This window comes from uncultured Thiodictyon sp., from assembly GCA_903837595.1.
Classification (GTDB): Bacteria; Pseudomonadota; Gammaproteobacteria; order Chromatiales; family Chromatiaceae; genus Thiodictyon.
On sequence record CAILVI010000046.1, the window covers coordinates 1 to 19,389 of the forward strand.

Annotated in this window: 17 protein-coding genes; 12 read left to right on the forward strand and 5 right to left on the reverse strand. The window is 63.2% G+C overall.

What is annotated here, in order from left to right:
• Window positions 1–60 precede the first annotated feature (60 nt).
• The gene (locus QZY44_RS02630) at window positions 61–1,110 is read right to left on the reverse strand and encodes a WYL domain-containing protein (RefSeq protein WP_295441846.1); all 1,050 of its coding nucleotides are present in this window, start codon (window positions 1,108–1,110) and stop codon (window positions 61–63) included.
• A 49-nt stretch (window positions 1,111–1,159) separates the two neighbouring features.
• Between QZY44_RS02630 and QZY44_RS02635 the strand changes: the two genes are divergently transcribed.
• From QZY44_RS02635 to QZY44_RS02685, 11 genes are all read left to right on the forward strand, one after another.
• Window positions 1,160–1,585, forward strand: a complete 426-nt coding sequence (locus QZY44_RS02635; protein ID WP_295441849.1) for a hypothetical protein — start codon at window positions 1,160–1,162, stop codon at window positions 1,583–1,585.
• A 2-nt stretch (window positions 1,586–1,587) separates the two neighbouring features.
• Window positions 1,588–3,816: an AAA family ATPase gene (locus QZY44_RS02640; protein WP_295441852.1), complete on the forward strand. Its 2,229-nt coding sequence runs from the start codon at window positions 1,588–1,590 to the stop codon at window positions 3,814–3,816.
• A gap of 324 nt (window positions 3,817–4,140) precedes the next feature.
• A complete protein-coding gene (locus tag QZY44_RS02645) occupies window positions 4,141–4,416 on the forward strand; it encodes a type II toxin-antitoxin system Phd/YefM family antitoxin (protein ID WP_295441855.1) in 276 nt (91 codons plus the stop codon).
• Window positions 4,417–4,450: 34 nt separating this feature from the next.
• Window positions 4,451–4,726 (forward strand): UPF0175 family protein, encoded by a 276-nt coding sequence (locus tag QZY44_RS02650; protein ID WP_295441858.1) that lies wholly within the window; start codon window positions 4,451–4,453, stop codon window positions 4,724–4,726.
• Window positions 4,727–5,056: 330 nt separating this feature from the next.
• Window positions 5,057–5,284, forward strand: coding sequence for a hypothetical protein (locus QZY44_RS02655; RefSeq protein WP_295441861.1), 228 nt, complete (start codon window positions 5,057–5,059; stop codon window positions 5,282–5,284).
• Between the two features lie 149 nt (window positions 5,285–5,433).
• Window positions 5,434–6,129, forward strand: a complete 696-nt coding sequence (locus tag QZY44_RS02660) for a hypothetical protein (protein WP_295441864.1) — start codon at window positions 5,434–5,436, stop codon at window positions 6,127–6,129.
• A gap of 593 nt (window positions 6,130–6,722) precedes the next feature.
• Entirely contained in the window at window positions 6,723–6,956 is a 234-nt protein-coding gene (locus QZY44_RS02665) for a hypothetical protein (protein ID WP_295441867.1), read from the forward strand.
• Window positions 6,949–7,353, forward strand: coding sequence for a PIN domain-containing protein (locus QZY44_RS02670; protein ID WP_295441870.1), 405 nt, complete (start codon window positions 6,949–6,951; stop codon window positions 7,351–7,353). Before QZY44_RS02665 ends, QZY44_RS02670 begins: the two co-directional genes overlap by 8 nt.
• A gap of 405 nt (window positions 7,354–7,758) precedes the next feature.
• Window positions 7,759–8,859, forward strand: a complete 1,101-nt coding sequence (gene ftsZ / locus QZY44_RS02675) for a cell division protein FtsZ (protein WP_295441894.1) — start codon at window positions 7,759–7,761, stop codon at window positions 8,857–8,859.
• Window positions 8,860–8,942: 83 nt separating this feature from the next.
• On the forward strand, window positions 8,943–9,803 hold the full coding sequence (locus tag QZY44_RS02680) for a Sir2 family NAD-dependent protein deacetylase (protein ID WP_295441873.1): 861 nt from the start codon (window positions 8,943–8,945) through the stop codon (window positions 9,801–9,803).
• 157 nt (window positions 9,804–9,960) lie between these two features.
• Window positions 9,961–12,474 carry a DUF262 domain-containing protein gene (locus QZY44_RS02685; protein ID WP_295441877.1) on the forward strand — a complete coding sequence of 838 codons (2,514 nt, stop codon included), beginning with the start codon at window positions 9,961–9,963 and terminating at the stop codon, window positions 12,472–12,474.
• A 281-nt stretch (window positions 12,475–12,755) separates the two neighbouring features.
• Here QZY44_RS02685 and QZY44_RS02690 read toward each other — a convergent pair whose 3' ends face one another.
• Window positions 12,756–13,046, reverse strand: a complete 291-nt coding sequence (locus QZY44_RS02690) for a hypothetical protein (RefSeq protein ID WP_295441880.1) — start codon at window positions 13,044–13,046, stop codon at window positions 12,756–12,758.
• A gap of 577 nt (window positions 13,047–13,623) precedes the next feature.
• Here QZY44_RS02690 and QZY44_RS02695 point away from each other — a divergent pair.
• A complete protein-coding gene (locus tag QZY44_RS02695) occupies window positions 13,624–14,757 on the forward strand; it encodes a hypothetical protein (RefSeq protein ID WP_295441882.1) in 1,134 nt (377 codons plus the stop codon).
• Window positions 14,758–14,794: 37 nt separating this feature from the next.
• Here QZY44_RS02695 and QZY44_RS02700 read toward each other — a convergent pair whose 3' ends face one another.
• The 3 genes from QZY44_RS02700 to QZY44_RS02710 form a co-directional block, all read right to left on the reverse strand.
• Window positions 14,795–16,369, reverse strand: coding sequence for an AAA-like domain-containing protein (locus QZY44_RS02700; RefSeq protein WP_295441885.1), 1,575 nt, complete (start codon window positions 16,367–16,369; stop codon window positions 14,795–14,797).
• 89 nt (window positions 16,370–16,458) lie between these two features.
• A complete protein-coding gene (locus QZY44_RS02705) occupies window positions 16,459–18,690 on the reverse strand; it encodes an FUSC family protein (RefSeq protein ID WP_295441888.1) in 2,232 nt (743 codons plus the stop codon).
• A gap of 27 nt (window positions 18,691–18,717) precedes the next feature.
• Window positions 18,718–19,389, reverse strand: a 672-nt coding sequence (locus QZY44_RS02710; protein ID WP_295441891.1) for an efflux RND transporter periplasmic adaptor subunit, incomplete at its 5' end; no start/stop codon positions are given.

The window sequence follows — 19,389 nt, forward strand, 5'->3', positions numbered from 1 at the left end:
CGGCTAAAGCCTCGACCTCCAGTGGCCGGAACGATGACCAAGGCCCCGGCGCCTTTCCCCCTATTGATCCTCCGCATCGGCATAGAGCGCCGCCATCTTCGCCGCCTGCACCGCCACCACCCGGCGCAAATCCGGCGGGGCGACCACCTCGACATTGTTCCCGGCCCCCAACAGCCAGCGCAGCAACTGCCCCGTATCCGGGACCTGCGCCGATACCCGGATATCGAAATCGGACCCGGGCAGTTCGTTCTCCAAGTGTTGACCCGCGGCCAGCGGGCAGTCGGTCAGCACTGTCGCCATATAGCCGCGCACCCGCAATTCCAGGTCGATCTGCTCCCCCTGGCCGAAGTCCACCTGGCCGTTGGCGATGGCCTGATCCAGATCGAAGCCCGCTGCCGCCCGCGCGGGCGTCTGTGGCAGCGCTGTGGCCCCGGTCATCCGGTGCAGTGCATAGAGCCGAACCGGCTCTTCCTCGTCATTCTTGAGTGCAAACAGATAGGGGATGGGGCCGCGTTGCACCAGCGCCTGTGGGTGCAGGCAGGCGGCGCTCTGGTCACCCTCGGCGTTGCGATAGCCTACCTGCAGTGCACAGGGCTGCGCCAGGGCCTGGATCACGGCCTCCAGGACCCCGGCATAGAGCGCCACGGGTTGCAGGCGCAGGGTGTCGGGGACGATCCGCAGACGCTCCTCGTTGAGCCTGGGACCTTCTGCGTTGGTCAGTAACCGCTGCCATAGCCGATCGAGCCGGTGCTGGGGCAGGGCCTCGGCCACCAGCGCGCGCATCAACAGGAGGTTGTACTCCCAGATCGCTCGGTCTTCGTCCTGCTCCTGGGCGACCAGTCGGTAGCGCAACGGCTTGCCGCCTGGGTTGACCGCCTCGATGCGCCCCGCCTTGACCAGGGCCTCCAGATCGCGTTGCAGCTTACGCAGGCTAGACTCCGGCGTGGGGCCGGTATAGACCCCGCGCAGGCTCGCGAGCAGACGCGCGCCGTCCGGGCAAGCGTCGGGCGCCCGCCCGCGGGGCAACAGGGCCTCCAGACGCCTGAGGCGCGCGATGCGGATTTCATGGGTAGCCAACATGGCGCTAGTGTGCGACAGAGTTTGACGCATGGCAATGCTTCAATACGTCTCACCAACCGCCACGTAAGAGGAACCCGCCATGGCCCCGAAGAACCAAGACCTGTCGTCGCGCCAACTGCTTGACCTGATCGGTCTGAGCGAAGAGGACCCGCTGGACCTGCTCGCGGACGAGCCGCTGGATGGGCTCAGCGGCGACCTCGGCGCGGCCCTGCGGGAGCGTTACCGGTCGTTTACCGAACCGCATCGCCTTGTCCCCGGCGACCTGGTCAGTTGGAAGCCCGGGATGAAGAACCACCGCCTCCCGCGCTATGGCCAGCCGGTGGTGGTGCTGGAGCTGCTGGAGGCGCCGGTGTTCGATGGGCAGACCGACGCCGGATCGACCTACTTCCGAGAGCCCCGCGATCTGGTCGTCGGCATGCTCTGGGAGACCGGTCCCGCCCGCGGCGACCTCTTGAGCTTTTGCTTCGATCGCCGCCGCTTCATGCCGTGGGCGCAGGAGAATTGAGCATGAACGACCATCGTACCCTCTGGCGCACCGACTTCAGTGCCGTACCCGCCGCCGCGCGCCGGGCCGCCCGCTATGCCCTGCAACTGGTGCGGGGCGATGCGCGTCTGCGTCAGGACTTGAAGGATAGCGACGTCCTGGGCGCCCTGTGGGAACTCTCGGTGCCCTTGTTCAATCCCGCCGCCGCCGCGGCCTTCCTGTCGCCCTTCGCCGACGTGGACTACGCCTGGCTCGCGCCCAGCGCAAGCGATTGGGAAGAGCATGAACGCACTGGGGGCAAGGACGATGACGCGGACGAGTCCGCTCTCCCGCTGGGTGCCGCAGACCTGCGCGAGCGTCTGCGGACCTTCTTCAAGACGGTCCCGCCCCGGGTGCTGAGGCGGCTGGCGCAGGCCGACGCCGCCGCGCCGACCTCGGCCACCATTGCGCTGCTCGGCGAGGCCCTGGGGCTCGACCAGAGCGCGCTGCGCATGCTCGATTTCCTGGAGCAGCGTGAACTGGCCGACCCGCTGCGCCTGCTGCTGCGCGCCAACGGGCGCACCAGTGGCCGCATTGCCGCCCGGATCAATCTGGGGCGACTGGCGACCCTGCTGGGCCTGGATCTCGCGACCACGCAGACCGCCCTGGCCAGGCGCGCCCCGCTGCGGGTGCTCGGCCTGGTGGATTGCGAGGACGGTCTCAGTGACCTGGAGGACTTCCTGAACCCCACCGGCCTGCTGCGTGAGGTGCTGGAGGCCGCCCCGCGGGATGCGCAGGCCCTGCTGGCGCTCCTGATCGAACCGGCCCCGGCCGGGGCCTGGCGCCTGGACGCCTTTCCGCAGTTGGCGGATGCCGCTGCTCGGCTGCAAGGGGTCTTGCGCCACGGTGCGGCCACCGCGGCGGTCGGTGTCAACGCGCTCTTCTATGGGCCGCCCGGGACCGGCAAGACCGAACTGGCGCGGGCGCTGGCGGCGGCCTGCGGGCTGCGCGCCTACCAGGTGCGCAGCGCCGATGAGGATGGCGACGGGCTGCGGCGCACCGGCCGTCTCTCGGCCTATCTGCTGGCCCAGCGCCTGCTCGGCCGCCGGCGCGACGCGGTGCTGATCTTCGACGAGGTCGAGGACGTCTTCGATCCCGGTGATGATCCGTTCGCCTTCATGGGTGTGCGCCGCGCGACCGGCCGCCAGAAGGGCTGGATGAACCGCATCCTGGAGGAGAATCCGGTCCCGGCGATCTGGATCACCAACGATGCGGCCGGCATGGACCCCGCCTTCCTGCGCCGCTTCCTGCTGCCGGTCGCCTTCGTCACCCCGCCCCGCTCGGTGCGCCGCGCCATCGTCGAGAGCCATCTGGGCGACCGCGACCTGCCGCCAGCCCTGCTGGATGAGTTGGCCGCCGATGCGGTCCTGGCGCCGGCCCAGTTGGGTGCCGCCCGGCGCCTGCTGGACCTGCACCCGCAGGCCCCGGCCGAGCAGACGGTTCGCGCCGGGGTGGCGGCGGTCCGCACCCTACTCTATGGGGCACCGACGCCCCGCCGGCGGACCCCGGCGACCCGCTTCGACGTGGCCTTTCTCAACCTCGCCGGCGGGATCGCCCCGAATGCCATCGCCCGCGCCCTCGCCGCGCAGGGACGCGGCAGCCTGTGCTTCTACGGCCCGCCCGGCACCGGCAAGACCGCCTTTGCCGAGGTCCTGGCCGAGGCGCTGGATCGCGAACTGGTGGCGCGCCAGGCGTCCGACCTCATCTCGCCCTATGTCGGGCAGACCGAGCAGAACCTGGCGCGGTTGTTCCGCGAATGCGACCCGGCGCATTCGGTCCTGCTGCTCGATGAGGTCGACAGCTTCTTGAGTGACCGGCGGGCCGCTCGGCACAGTTGGGAGCGCACCCAGGTCAATGAGCTATTGCAGCAGATGGAGCGCTATCCCGGCATCTTCATTGCCGCAACCAACCTGATGGCCGGTATCGATGCGGCGGCCTTGCGGCGATTCGATTTCAAGCTCAATTTCCGGGCACTGACACCGGCGCAACGGCTTGCGCTATTCGCGCGGGAGGCACTGGGCGATAGTAACGAGCCGGTCGCGCCGGAGTTGGCGCGCCATCTGGAGACGCTCCAGGGATTGACCGCGGGTGACTTCGCCAACGTCTGTCGCCAGCGCAGCCTGCTCGGGGAGGCCCTGACGCCCGAGCAATTTCTAAGGCGGCTGGCGGCCGAGTGCCGATTGAAACAGGCGGATGGGCGGGAGGCGGCATAGCCTCTCCCCCTTTCTCGTGCCACCGCTGCGGCGGTGGCACGCCTGTGTCAGGCGCTGTGCGCCTCGGAGGATGGTCAAGACCCCGGAGGTCAAGGCTTCAGCCGGTCCGGTCGGCCGTCAGGCCGACCGACTCGGGGCGCCGCACTCCAGTGCGGCCCGGCCCATCAGCAGCACGCGACGCCGAAGGTCATTGCGAGATCGCGCCGCACTGGGGTGCGGCGCTCCCAGTGGCGCGCTAATGATCAAGGCCGCGTGATCGTTACGCGGCACCGTCTGACTGCTACACTGGACCAATCTCCGTTAGCTAAGCACCCAGTCGCCCCTATGATCCAGGTCAATATCCACGAGGCCAAGACCCGGCTTTCCAAAATCATCGACCAGGCATGCCGCGGCGAGGAGGTGGTGATCGCCAAGGCCGGTACACCCGTCGTACGCCTCACCCCCATCGCGCCCCGCCCCAGCGGCCGGCGCTTCGGCGCTCTGAGCGGTAAGGCCCGGGTCGACCAACGCTTCTTCGAGCCGTTGCCGGAGGAGGAACTGCGTGCCTGGGTCAGCAACGAGGCCCTGTTCGATCGCTTTGGCGTACGGCGACTATGGTAGCATTCGCCCGTGGAGAACCACGTCGAGAACACAGATGACTGCATTGACTCTTGCAATTCCCGATTCCGCATTGTCTGCCCTGCGCCGTTCGCCGACCGAATTCGGCCGCGAGATGAAACTGGCGGCGGCCATCCACTGGTACGGGCGTGGTCTGATGTCACAGGAGCGGGCGGCCGAGTTGGCCGGGATGAACAGACGCGATTTCATCCACGCGCTGGCCCGCAAAGGAATCGATGTCTTTATCCTTGATGATGACAGTCTCGCGCGGGAACTCGGTCAGGCGGAAGGCGGAACGGCTGCCGCGATATGAGTGAGCGCCTGGTACGGCTGGTGGTGAATGCCTCGCCCTCGCACGTCCGATCCGGCAAACAGTGACGCACCCCGCTAGTCTAATCACGCCACGATCTCACCCGCCGCCGGCGCGCAAGCGGCATAGATGTCGTACGGCCGCCTTGTGCAGGCGCTTGGTCTCTTGCCCGGACCGTGGAATCCGCGCCCGCAGCGTCACCAAGCCGACCCCACCCCGCAGCGACGCTCCGTTAGCCTCCATAATCTTTCATGGGAGCCCAAGAAAATCATCCTTGCGGTACCTGAAGCGTCCCTTGCATCATGCTCCAATCTATTGATTTTATAGCCGATCATGCCCGGTCATCCGCCGGCGGCGGGCTGGTTTTCGGCGGCACCGATTATTTCCTGCAAGAACTTTGTCATCGGCCACGAGAATTTTCCCACGAACGGCAACAAAGTCTTCGTCAGCCACGAGAACCGTTCCATGACCTGCGATAAAGTCTCCGTCAACGCCAAGAATCTTTCCATGACCTCCGATAAAGTCTTCCTCAACGACGAGCATGTTACCCATGACTTGTAAGAACTACCCCGACACCGGCGAACAAGCGAGGAAAAACAATCGCGAGCCGGTCATGCGCCGGTCTTGACAGGCCGATTCCTCCGCGTTATAAGGCCTTCGGGGCACTGAGGTTGTACCGTGTCGTCTGTAACGCATAACGGAGAGTGAACATGCCTTCGTCAAGCTATTTTCCCTTATCCGAATCCGAACGCGTGGAATGGCTCAAGGTCTACGCGGCCAAACTGGCGATCTATGGCCAGCTCCTCGGTCTCAGTGCCGAGGAGATCACCAGCACCCTGCTGGGCATCGCCAACTATATCTGGGCGGTGATGGACTGGTATCCCACCATCCACCAGAACACCCTCGACAGCACCGCCTTCAAGGCACTCATCGCCACCGGCACCGGTAACGACCCGGTTGCGGTTCCCAGCCCCCGGCCGTTTCCGCCCCCGCCCGGTATCATCATCCCCGGGTTGTTCGCCCGCATCTTCAACCAGGTGCAACGGATGAAGTTGCACCCTGCGTATGGCGAGGGGATCGGTCGTGAAATGGGTATCGTGGCGACCGCCACGGCCGTCGACTATCCGGCGCCGGAGCCGACCGCCATCCTGGAGCAAGGCCCCAAGGACAACCATGTACGGATCGACTACCCCAAGCATGGTCATGGCGGGGTTGCCGTCGAATGCCGGATCAACGCCGGCCCCTGGTTGCTGCTCGGGCATTTCACCCGTGGCACCATCTATGACAAGCGCCCGGTCGCCGTGTCCGGCACCCCGGAAGTGCGCGAGTACCGCCTGTGCTGGTGGGACAAGGACGAGCAAAGTGGCGAGTGGAGCGTCGTCCTGACGGTGCTGGTGGGGGGCTGAGTGCCTTCATCCTGGTTCCCAAGCTCCCGCTTGGGAACCCCGCCCGGGAAGCTCTGCTTCCCGCGGCGGACATCAGGCGAAGTAGCGCTTCGTCGGCCGTGGCCTCAAGGGAGCCTTGGGAAAAAAGCACATCGCGAGCGGCTGATCGTGAATACCTCGCCCTCGCACGTCCGATCCGACAAACAATGACGCATCCCTCTGGTCTAATCACGCCACGAGCTCACACGCCGCCGGCGCGCAAGCGCCAGGCGACCACCAAAGAGGAGATAGCGTGATGGAGTGCAGGATTTTTCTGCAAGGCTTGGGGGCCGCCAGCGCGCTCGGTCTGGCGGTCACGACCACCTGACGCGCGTCCGGGCGGGGGAGAATACTGGACTCAAGGAACCGCCAATGATCAATATTTTCGGCTGAGCGGAACGCGATGCAACTTACGCTGCAAATCTCCGACGATCCTGCCGCGGATTTGCGACCCTGCGAGGGGCGCTTGCCGCGTATCTTGAGTTTTGGGTTGTGCGAGTTCGACGCCGCCGAAGGAGCCGCCGGATTCTCGGGGCTGGCGGAGTAGGCCGCATGAATCAACCAGAGTCGAACCCATGAACGCAATTGAGTTTCAGACCACTGCCCATGACGGTGTTCTCGACATCCCACGGGAGTACCAACAAAAATTGGACGGCAGGGTCCTGCGCGTCGTCTTAGTCGATACCCAGGCCGAGGACGCCGACGAGGCCGAGACCATTTTTGCGCGACTGCGGCGGATACGCATCCACGGGCCGGCCGACCTTTCCACCAATCATGATACCTCGATCATCGGCGAACAGGATGCCTGAGTCCGTATTTATCGATACGGGATACGTCATTGCGTTGGTCAACGAGAATGATCAGTATCATGCCGAGGCGCTCCTGCTCTCCCAGCGCTATGACGGTTGCCCCGTTGTTGTCACGGATGCGGTGTTACTTGAGATCGGCAATGCCTTGTCACGCTTCGCCCGTCCTGCGGCTTCGCAGATCATTCAGGATTTCCGGGAATCCGCAGGTTCGACCGTCGTGCATCTGACACCCGAGTTATTTGACTCCGCATTTTCGCTATATCGGCGTCACACCGACAAGCAGTGGGGATTGGTCGACTGCGTCTCCTTTGTCGTCATGCGTCGAATGGGGCTGTCGACTGTCCTCGCGTTCGATCAGCATTTCGTCCAGGCAGGGTTCTTGTTGCCGCGTGTTTGACCGCGAAGGGGGTTGTGATGTCGAGCGATTTCCTCTGGTTCCCACAGCTCCGCTTGGGAACCAGGTCTGGGAAGCTCAGTTTCCCGCGGCGGACAAGACGCGAAGCAGAGCTTTATCGGCCGCGTTCCCAAGGGAGCCTTGGGAAACAGGCACATCCTGGGTGAGTGATGGTGAATACCTCACCCTCGCGCGTCCGATCCGACACACAGTGACGCATTCCTCTGGTCTAATCACGCCACGATCTCACCCGCCGCAGGCGCGCAAGCGCCAGGCGACCACCAAAGAGGAGACAGCGTGATGAAGCGCCGGATTTTTCTGCAAGGGTTGGGGGCCGGTAGCGCCCTCTGCCTGGGCAACGCCTGGGGCCTCAGCGACGGTAAGGCCCAGACCGCGGCGGTCCGGCCCCTGGTGCCGGTACTTGATATTCACAACGAAACTGCCGTTGTTAAGGTGATTGGCATTGGCGGAGGGGGTCGGGGCGCCATTAATCATATGGTCGAGTCTGCGATTGAGGGGGTGGATTTCATCTGCGCTGATACCGATACGCAGGCACTCAATGAGGCGCGGGCAAAGACCCTCTTGCAATTCGGTTTAGTTACCACTAAGGGGCTCGGCGCTTGTGGCAATCCGGATGTGGGCAACCAGGCAGCGCTGGAGGATCGGGAGAGTGTCGCGGCGGCATTGGCCGGTGCCGACATGATCATGATCATCGTCGGCATGGGCGGCGGCACTGGTACCGGGGCCGCCCCAGTGGTAGCCGAGGTTGCCAAAGAACTGGGCATTCTCACCGTCGCCATGGTGACGATGCCGTGCCCCTTCGAGGGAAGCCGGCGGCGGCGTATTGCGAAGGATGGCATTGCCGAATTGATCAAGCATGTGGATTCGCTGATCACGATCCCGAACAATAAGCGGTTTGCGGATCATGATAGCGATCTGGCCCTGCGCGGGGCCTTCAATGCGGTCAATCACATCCTATGGAATGCCACCCGTAGCATTGCCGAATTGATTACCTGTCCAACGCTGATCGCTGTCGATTTCGCCGACGTGACGACCGTGCTGTCTGGTATGGGGGTGGCTATGGTGGGCACTGGTTCCGCCGTCGGCCCGGAGCGGGCGCATGAGGCCGCGGCGGCGGCGATTCATTGCCCTCTGCTCGAACATATCGATCTCGCCATGGCCAAGGGTATGCTGGTTACCATCATCGCCGGTTATAGCTTGACGATGACCGAGTTCGATGAGGTCGGTAACACGGTTCGCGACTGTTCCGATGACGATGCCCAAGTAGTCATCGGCGTGCGGATGGATGTGGCGATGGAGGACGAACTACGGGTCACCATCGTGGCCACCGGCCTGGCTGATCGGTTTATTTCTGCGGTGGGATTCGATGAGATCGCGCGTCGCAAGGAGATAATCTGCCGATGGAAGCTGGGGGAGCTTTCGATGACGGACAATAGTCTGTATGATTATCAGGACATTCCTGCCTTCCTGCTCCGCCCGACGAGTTGAGCGTGGGATGTGTGTGCGCGACTATAGATGCTTAGCCAACGATATTCGGTTGCTCAGGATAATGATCGCCACCAAGCCGCACCATGAATATGCCGTTTGAGAATGATCTCGCCCGCGCATCGGACCTGATCGACCAGGCGGATGCACTGATCGTGGCCGCAGGTGCCGGCATGGGAGTGGATTCCGGGCTTCCAGACTTCCGCGGCAACGAAGGTTTCTGGGCAGCCTATCCCGCGTTGGGGCGTGCCCGGCTCAATTTTTACGAAGCGGCATCCCCCACAACGTTTGAGCGTGATCCCCGGTTGGCATGGGGCTTCTATGGCCATCGGTTGATGCTGTACCGGCAGACGGTACCCCACGCCGGTTTTGATATCCTCAAGCGTTGGGGGCAGGGCATGCGACACGGGGTGTTCGCGTTCACCAGTAACGTGGATGGCCACTTCCAGAAGGCCGGTTTCGATGACAATAGCATTGTGGAGGTGCACGGCTCCATCCACCACTTACAGTGCCTGGCTCGGTGCCGGGATGCAATCTGGACGGCTCAAGACTTTCAGCCCGTCGTGGATTCGCAGGCATGTCGGCTGCTCAATGCATTACCCACTTGCCCACATTGTGGTCGTCTGGCCAGGCCCAACATCCTTATGTTTGATGATGTCGACTGGGTCGAAGCGCGCCAGTTGCAGCAGATGGAGCGGCTGCAACAGTGGTTGGAGCCCGTGCGGCACCCGGTGGTCCTCGAATTGGGGGCAGGGACTGCTATTGCCACGGTGCGGCACTTCAGTCAGGATGTGATTCATGACTGGGGCGGCAGACTTATTCGCATTAACCCGACCGAATATCGAGTGTCGGATGGGCTCGATGTGGGGCTGGCATGCGGGGCGCTGGAGGGCATGAGCGTGATAGATCAATATCTGAAGGGCTTGCTCGATTTTGCTCATTTGTAGCCTGAAGGCAGGCGCTATGTGCGGGTAGATCAAGCACCTCGTAAGGGGGGAAGTGGATGCGGGAACTTTAATACGTTTACCATTTGTTTCTCCCGCATTTATCCGAGTGTCGTGTTCGCTCAGGGCAACCATTAACTAATTATTCAAGGAGCTTGCGATGTCATCCACCCCATCCGGCGCAGCCGCCCTTCTAACCCTCGCACAAATAGCCGCCTGGCAAGTTGCTCATGCCCCAGCGAAACCCGGGCCTATCATTGCGGCGCTTCCTGCTTTCCAGCGCGGTGCAGTTTGGAAGGTCGAACAGATCGAGGAATTATGGGATTCAATACTCCGCCGATTCCCGATCGGCTCTTTTGTCATTGCACCGCCCAACGATGCACTTAAGAAACAGGATTTCAAACTACAGTCCGATCAAGACGGACTACCTGTGTCGACTCATTTACTGTTGGATGGCCAGCAACGCGCCACCGGTATCGCATTGGGGTTTTATGATATCTGGAAGCATGACATTGAGGAAGCCAAGAGTGTGTTGTGGCTCGATCTGACGGCACCTCCGGAAAACCGGGAAGCTGAATATATTTTTCGGGTGGTGACGCGCGCACATCCCTGGGGTTATAAGCTGACTAATCCCGATGAAACCCTGTCTGCCCATCAGATTCGCGCGGCGTTGCAGGCTTTTAGGGCAGCTAATCGAGTAGATGGTACGCGGCCGGAAGAGTTCTCGCTTCTGCAAACCTGGCCCTGGGATGCCGAAGCACCTGTGCCCCTCGTGCTGCTCATCGACGTAGTGAGCCAGCATTCGGGCGATTTGGTAACTGCACGCGCCGCGGCTTGGAAACGCATCCAAGGCTTGCCGATGTTTACTGCCAATCCTGTCTTTCGAAACGAGGAAATGGGTGGCCGAGTAGAGAATGACGCTCGTCAAGGGCTGGAGAAACAATGTCAAGGAGTGCGCGACGCTTTCGAGAAGCCAGACTCGAAACGGTATCACCGTCTCGACTTTATTCTGCAGCGCTTGCAGGGGCTTCTTGCGACCGAAGCGGACTACTTGGTGCCGGCACTGCCGCTCGACTTGCAGGACGCTGCTCAACGGGTTGACCAAACCGGGGAAGACGAAGTATCCGTCGACGCCGTCGATGCGGCCAAGAAAGACGCCATTGAACTCCTTTTCGTTCGCGTCAACAGCGCTGGCACGCCTCTCGCGGGTGAGGAACTCACCTATTCGTTGCTTAAGGCCGCTTGGCCAGACGCGGCAAAATTCATCGACGGACTAAAGCATAAGCCCGCTCTGGGGTCTCGCATTGCCATGCTCTGCGTCAGGCTGGTTCTCGCCCGGCAACAAGTGCTGGTGGTGGACGAAAAGAAGCTGGCGATGCCGCCGACCCCTGGTGTCAATGAGTTTCGCCGGCTAGTGCGTAATCAGAATCCAGCCCACCCGAATTTCTACGATGAGCTGAGAACTTTCATCGAGAAGGATGCCAATGAGCTATTTTCAGCGACATGGGAGTTCCTGAGCGCCAAATCAAAGTCTTACGCTTTACTGCCGGTGTTGGCGGTGGAGATGGCACAGAAATCACCTGACGTCTACTTCTTACTGCTGCGTTGGATCGACCGGTTGCGAACCGAGCGCATCGGCCTCGATACGATCGATGATGCGATCCATCGTCGCACACTGGGGTTTCTGACCGCTTTAGCCTGGTTTGCTCCTGACAAGGGAAAAGCTTGCGCGGCCATCTGGACGGAATTGCAGGCGGACGTACGTGGCCAGCAACTCATCGATCGCTTCAATAATACCCGTTTCAGAATGGCTTGCCGCCTGGATGACCGCTTGAATCAATGCATGATTCCACTTCCGTCGGTCGAAGAACTCGAACTGGCCTGCAGGAGAGGTGTAACCGGCCAAAAAGGGATCGCGGACGGTATTGCAAGAGCCGATAACCCTATTTGGACTAATTGGAACTGGTACGTCTCGTTTGCGGACATCCTGGTGAAGGATAGGAAGCATAGAGTTAGATGGGCTGACCGACTCAGACCGAGAAACATTCTAGTAGATGGGCGGGCGCCAGACCTGACCGAATCTACACTCCAGGCCGCACGCCATTTTCTCGATACCTTACATAGTTCACGACCGGTTTTGCTCTATGCGCAGCGTGAGTGGTTGCGGAAATGGTATCCGGGTTTCGATCCATCGCAACCTGAATACATGGAAGACAAGAATAGGCCCTGGGATTATGACCACCTTTTGCCCCAGAACTTGCTCCGCGGCGAAGCCGGCTATGCGCTAAGAAATATCCCTCCGGTGATTCTTGACTGGTGCGGTTCTATCGGAAATCTGCGTGCCTGGCCATTGGAACTCAACCGTGCGGACCGTGACATTAGTCCGACGCTGAAGCTCACGGAAATATGGGCGGAAGAGACGCGTTACTGGATGGTAGCTGATCCAGACAAACGCGCGGCATCCTTCGTGCGAGAAAAGAAGAGAAATCCTGACTGGCCATTGTGGAAGAACAGCGTACCGATGAATGCCGACAATGTGGCACATCACCGTTATCTGGCTTTGCCAGAATATCATGAATACCGCAGAGACCTAGTCAAGGCCATCGTATGGCGCTTTGTCGCACTGTACCGTGAGTGGTATGACAAGTTGAAGATCGGCGAGTTGCAGAGATGAGTATCCAATCTGTAGGTTGCAATAGCGCAGCGTATGGCGCCCAATGTGGGCGAAGCGCGTCTGCTTAATCCTTGAAGCCACCATGAGACGCAGTACAGGCGCCGCCGGCTTCGGCGTCTGTCCTCTTGCTACTGGTAGGTGCATTATTGCGCCCTGCGATAATCCAAGCGCTCGAGGCTAAAGGGACCAGGGTGAACTCGCTCGATCCGACAGATACCGCAAGGCCCAACATCGTCCTTATCTAAAAAGAGAAAGCGATGTATCCATCTGTCCGACTGGTTCTAAAATAATCCTATTCTTACATAATGCTCTTCATCCCGCGGAAACGGGTCTTGCTCTGTCCACCCCTCTTGCTTGAGGTCTGAAATGATGTGTTGTCTTGCGACTGGGCCTGCTTCTTCACCAAACAGTCCGATCGCCTCTTTTATTCCTGCCTCGTGATGCCTGACTCGGCGGTGCCGCATCTTATATTGTGCACTGGCATGAAATTCGTCTAGCCATAGATGCACTTCATCATAAGGCTTGCCGAAAAGCGCTATGGATTCACGGCAATGCTCATCAAATGTTGACATTTTTCACCCTGACCTGAGGGGTGTATCGTAGCTTCTAGGCTGTGATAGCGCAACGGGCCTCGATCATGGTTCCGGCCACCGCGGCCCATCCCTGGTTCAGGAATTTCTCTCACGGAGACACGGAAACACGGAGAAAGAGAATTCCGGATCTTTGTGTCTCCGTGTCTCCGTGAGAGATTTCTTCGACCCGGCGTCTCTGCGCGGGTTTTGGCTTGCTGCGAACCCCAACTGCGAGACTCCTGGTGCGAATCTGCCACTGGCCGGAACGATGATCAAGGCCGCGCAACGGGCCTTGATCATAATTCCGCCCACCTGGTGCAGCCCTGAGCCAACTGAGCCCTTGTAGAACATGGCCTTGCGCGCAGAAACCCATATTGCGTGAGCGGTCTTGGGCGGAGTTGTGATCAAGGCCGCGCAACGTATTGCAGGCCTTGAGCATTGTTCCAGCCGCCCCTGCATTCTGAACGTTCGCGGGGCAGCGAGGGTGCCATCCCTGGCCTGGATTCCGGCATCCCGGCCGGAATGACCGCTTGGCGCTGAGAAGAACGATGCATTAGGCCATTCTTGCGAGGCAAACATGATGCTTAAGCTCCCCTTGAAGTTGGCCTTGCTCTTGCTGGCCGTGGTCTCCGCCGGCATACTCTGGCAACAGGGCCAACTGGCCGTCCTCGCGCTGAGCCGTATCGACCCGATACCGGAAACCCGGGAGATGGTTGCCGCCGGGCACTATGCCGAGGCAGCACGCTATCTCGATTTCTTCATGGAGTACGACTACGTCAACCAGGACCCCGCCGCGCAGGCCCTGCACGCGCAGATCGAACAGGAGCGTGGCCGTGCCGCCTATCAGGCCGGAAAGTTGAAGGAAGGGCTCTTCGATGGGACGAGCGACGAGACCATCGGTCAGGCCGTTGGGGTCGCGAGCGACTTGTTCGTCATCGGCGATCTGCGTGACCTGACCAAGCAGGCGATCAACTGGGGCCAGGGCGCGGAGGTGGACGAGGTGGTCGCCGCGCTCGCCGGCATTGGTGTCGCCGCCACCACGGCGCAGGTGGTGAGTGCAATGGCCACCGTCGGGAGCGGCGGGGCGGCGGCACCGGCGGTGGGGGCGGCGACCGCGGTGAAGGGCGGGGTGATCATGCTGAAGGCCGCGAAAAAGCTCGGTAAGTTTCCGTCGTGGCTCGGCAAGGCGGTGCTCGATGGCGCCGCGGCGGTCAAGCGGTCCGGTAAGCTGGATGCGGTGTCCGACCTGTTCGGCAATGTCTATACATTGGCGAAGACGCGCGGCGGTTTCGAGCTGTTGAGTCACACCACCGATGCCGCGTCGCTGCGGCGCATGGCGACATTCACCGAGACCTTCGGCAACCATAGCGCGACCCTCTACCGGATCGGCGGCGACCAGGCGCTGAAGGTCGCGCAGCGCGCCGGGGATCTGGGGGCCGCAACGATCAAACAGGCGGCGACCTTTGGCCAGGGCGGGTTGCGGGTGTTGGACAAGCTCGGCACCTTCCGCTTCATCAAGTTCTCGGCCCGCGCCGGGAAGATTGCCTATAAGGGGGATGCGATCCAACTGCTGGCGCGTCTGCTCATGGATGTTCCCAATTGGCTGTTGTATCTGTTTGTGGGACTGGGCGCCGCGGTCTGGGTTCCTTGGGGCGGGATGGCAAGGCTGAAGCCTTGGACTCCAGAACCTGGCCGTTGGCCGGGACGATGATCAAGGCCTTCTATTGGCATTTTGCGATGATCCGGAATCAGGCCCGCACCACAATGATCCGCCGCCCCTGGGGACTCAATGCCTCAGTGGAAGATGTACGCTCCGCCATTGGCGGTTGACCAATACGGCGGTCGAAGATCACCAGCCAGCCACTGCTGAGGCCCAGCCCGGCCAGATAGTCATCCAATTGCGTGAGCCCCGCGGCCAGCGGGTCGGCCGCGCCGTCGCGCCAGACCTTCAGTTCCATGCCCAGAGTGACAGCCCCATAGCGCAAACACAAATCCATCCGCCCCGAGCCGATGGCGTATTCACGCTCCAGTGTCCCGCCGCCATTGATGACGCGGTGCAGGAATGCCATCAGGACCAGGTGTGCGGCGATCTCGTGATAGGGGGCGCTGCCCATGAGCGGTTGGCCGTGCTGACGCCAGAAGCTCAGAAAGGCGTCGAGCAGGTGCTTGGGGTTGAGGGTGCCGTCGGTGTTCAGCCAGGTCGGGGCGATCTGGGGTAGGGTGTCCTGGGGGCCGCTGGCCAAGGCGCGCGGCAGCACCTCGCGGTAGATCGGATTGGCGACCACCAACCCGCCCGCACCATCGCGGCGTAGCAGGCCCAGGTCCACCAGATACTGGCGGTCCTCTTCCGGCACCCGATCCATCAGGGTACCGGCCAACATCGGCTCGATCACGCGCCGCACCCGCGGCTCCCGCAGTTTGTCGGCCAACTGATCCAGATGGGTCACCCGATTGAGGATCAGATATTCCTTGGCCTGGTCGATCAGGGCCGCCGTGATCGGCCGGGAACGGTCGCGCCCCGCGGCCAGGCGGAAGCAGACATGATAGGCCAGTGCATTGATCAGCCATGGTTGGCCCAGGGTGAGCTCCCAGGCCAGCGCCAACGCCTCGGGCGTGAAGACCTGCCCCGTCTCGGCGGTGTGCTCCTGGAGCAGGGCCGTTACCTCGGTCGCCGTGAAGTCTCCCAGCCGCAGCGATTCGGCCTTGATGTTGAATGCGCTGCCACCGGTGATGGGTGCCGCCTCGGAACTGGCATGAATCCGATAATCACGCAGATCGCGCACGCCGCACAGGATCACGGTCTGAGGAAAATGCCCCGGGCGCTGTTCATAACCGGCACGCAACTGCCGCAGCAGCGAGATCAGGGTGTCGCCCACCAGCGCGTCCACCTCGTCCAACAGTAGAACGATCGGGCGCGGCGACTGGGCGCACCAGCGCGTGAGGAAGACCTCCAGACTCGCCAGGGGCGCAGTACCCTGGAGCACCTCGCGGGCCAGCGCGTCGACTTGCGTATCCCCCAGGCGCCAGGTGGCGCTGTTGGCGATCACCTGGACCACCGCGGCCATGCCGGCCTCGACCCGCTCCCGCGCGGCCTGGGCGGCCTCGATATTGACATAGAGCGCCCGGTAACGTCCCTCCCGGTTCAGATGCTCCATGAGCGCGAGCATACAGGTGGTCTTGCCGGTTTGGCGCGGGGCGTGGAGCAGGAAATACTTCTTCTGATCGATCAGTTCCAGGATCAGGTCAAGGTCCCAGCGCGCGAGCGGCGGCAGGCAATAGTGGTCGTCGGCACGGACCGGGCCTTCGGTGTTGAAGAAGCGCATGGATTCACTCCAGGGGCGGCGCAGAACCATGAGTATGAGCGTACCACGGGACGCCGGGCGGCTGATCCGGCGCGTTTGGCGCGTGTATTTCAGAACCGCGCTACCCGCCACGCCGCCCAGTCGATCGCCGCCATGGCCTGGGCCAATCCCCGCAGGGCGTGGGCGACGCCGACATAGTGGCCGGCGATGCCCAAGGTATAGACGGCGGTCGCGGCGTCCGCACCGGCGGCGCGGGCGTGTCCTTCAAAGCGCTGCAATTGGTCCTGGATATGGCGGCGGGCGTCGTCCAGTACCGTGAGCGTTGGCCGATGGCTGGGGTCATCGAGTAAGGCCGTGAGTTCGCGCAGTACCGCCTGGAATGCGCGGGAATAGGTCTCGCCCAGGTCGGTGCGCAGCGCCCCCCGATTGCGGCCGCCGCTCCAGCGCGAGCGCGCGTGCTGCAGGGCACGGAAGCGCAACTGGGCGGATTCGGCGGCCGTGAGCAGTGCCTGGATGCGCTCCGGGTCGTTGTGTGGAACCTGTGCCGCATAGGCCCGCGGTATCACCTGGGCCAGTTCCTTGATGCCACGGATCAGCCGCTGCTCGGCCTCGCCCAGGACGCGGGGGAAGTCGGGTCGGCCGCGGTCGGCGAGGGTGACGGTGGCGTCATGCAGGTCGCCGAGCAGGTGCCGCAGGGCGCGCCTCAGCCGTTCCTGCGGCGTAATGCCGCGAAAGATGCCAAGCAGTACGAGCGCGATGGCGAAGCCGGACAGTGCGCTTAGTCCCATGCTCAGCCAGCCCGCCAGGTCCAGGGTCTGCACCGGATCGAGCTGGAGCATGATGATGCCCATGAGCCCCATGCCGAGGAATGGAATCTGGCGTGGTGAGGGCAGCGCGTGCATGAAATAGGTGACGGCGTAATAGAACGGGAACAGCACCAGGGCCAGTTCGCTGAACCCGGTCAGTCGCGGCATGACCAGGGTGTAAATCGGGGCCGTGACCAGCATCCCGGCGAGCGCACCGCCGGCCATACGGCGCCCGGGGTGTTGCGCCGGGATGTTCTGCATGGTCTCGAATCCGATGATGACGACCGCCATCATGATGCCGAGCGAGCTGACCGGCGGCCATTGCCACTCGATCCAGATCAGCGTCGCTGCCAGGTAGGTGCCGGCCATGAGCAGGCCGCCCGGCAGTGCCTCGGCGACCCGCTCGGCCAGGGGCAGGCGCCACTCACGCGCCGGCGCCGCCCGCGGCCGCCGGGCGGGGCCGCGGGGGTCCGCGTCGATCAGGCCCGACGCCTCGGCCAGCGTTACGAGGTCATCGATCAGCGCGTTCAGCTGGTCCACCGCGGCGTGCAGCATCGCACTTTGATCCGCGCCCTGTTTTTGCCGGCTGGGCCCGTCCAGCAGGCCCTGCAGACGCGCGCGCGCCGCGTCCAGCGACCCGTGTGGGGTGGCTGCGCCGGCGGCCGGCCGGGCGCCATCGCGTCCCGGCTCGATGCCGGCCACCGCGTCGGCCAGGTGCACCAGCGTCTCGCCCAGCGCGTTGCGCTGACCGGCGGTGAGGAAGGCCGACTCCCCGGCGGCGGTCAGGCCCAGATTCTCGCCAAACGCCATCAGCGAGCCGATGGCGGCGGCCAGGGCCTTGATCTGTGCCACGTAGGTCGAACGCAGTCGCCGGAACGAGGCGGTGTCCAGGGCCGCGGCGGCCAGCACCTCACGCAACGCCTCGGGGGCGCCCTGCACCTGCGCCGTCGGCGGCGCGAGCAGCGCCGCGGTGGGCGTCGGTACCGCCTGCGCCAGCCGGCGCAGATAGGCGCCGAGACCGGCAAGGGCATCGGCATAGGTCCGGGCATAGACGGGCCCGGCGGTCCGCGGCCACAGCAGACCGTTGACCACCAGCACTACCAGGACCCCCACCAGGGCCTCGGAGGTCCGGTAGACGGCCATGCTGAATGCCTGGTCGGGTTGAGTCGCCGCCGCGTCGCCGATGATGGCCACGACGAGCGCAGCCATATACCAGGCATAGGCGTAGCGGCTGTTGCGGATCATATAGACCGCCGTCCCCAGCACCAGCGCGTTGGCCGCAATGAGCGGGACGCGTTCCTGGATGAACAGGGACAAGATCGCCATCGTCACCCCGGCTCCGCCCAGGGTGCCGAGCACGCGCATCAGGCCCTTGCGCAGCGAGGCCCCCAGATAGGGGGTTTGCAGGTAGAGCACCGCAATCGGGGCGAGGAAGGGGCTCGGCCACTGGAACCAGAGCACGATGCCCCAGGCAGCCAGGATGCCGACCGTGGTCTTGGAGGCGTTGATGGCCGCGGTGGGGTTCCAGAGGCTCATCGGTGGGTCCGGGTGCCAGGCGCCGGATCAGTGGCCGGCCGCGGCGGCGGGCAGGGGATGTGATGGATTGACGCTGACGCTGGCGGTCAGGCCGAGTCGCAGCTGTAGGTCGGGGGGCAGCGCGGTCAGTTGGATGCGCACCGGGATGCGCTGGGCGAGCCGGATCCACTCGACGGTGGGATTGACCTGGGCCAGGCGGCCGGGGCCGGCGGCCTGATTGCGTTCGGCGATGCCGAAGGCGATGCTCGCGACCCGTCCGGCCAGGGGCTGGTCCGGCTGGCCCAGCAGCCGCACCGCGGCCGGATCGCCGACCCGAATGTGGGGCAGGTCGGTCTCCTTGAAGTAGGCGGCGATCCAGAAGGAGTCGGCATCCACCAGCGCGACCAGCGGCTCACCGACCGCGGCGAAGGTCCCCTGGTCGAGTTGGAGATTGGTCACATAGCCATTCACCGGTGCCGTGACCCGCGTAAACCCGAGCTTCATGCGCGCGGTTTCCACCTGCACCTGCGCGGCCGCCACCGCGGCGGCCTTGGACTCCTGCAACGTCGTCTTGAGGTCGTAATCCTGCTGCGAGAGGACCTTACGCTGGAGCAGCTCGGTGGCCCGTCGGGCGTCGGCGGCGGCATCGACGGCCTGGGCCTGCAACTGCGTGAGATCCGCCTGTGCCTGCTTGAGGGCCTGTTCGAACAGGGTCGGGTC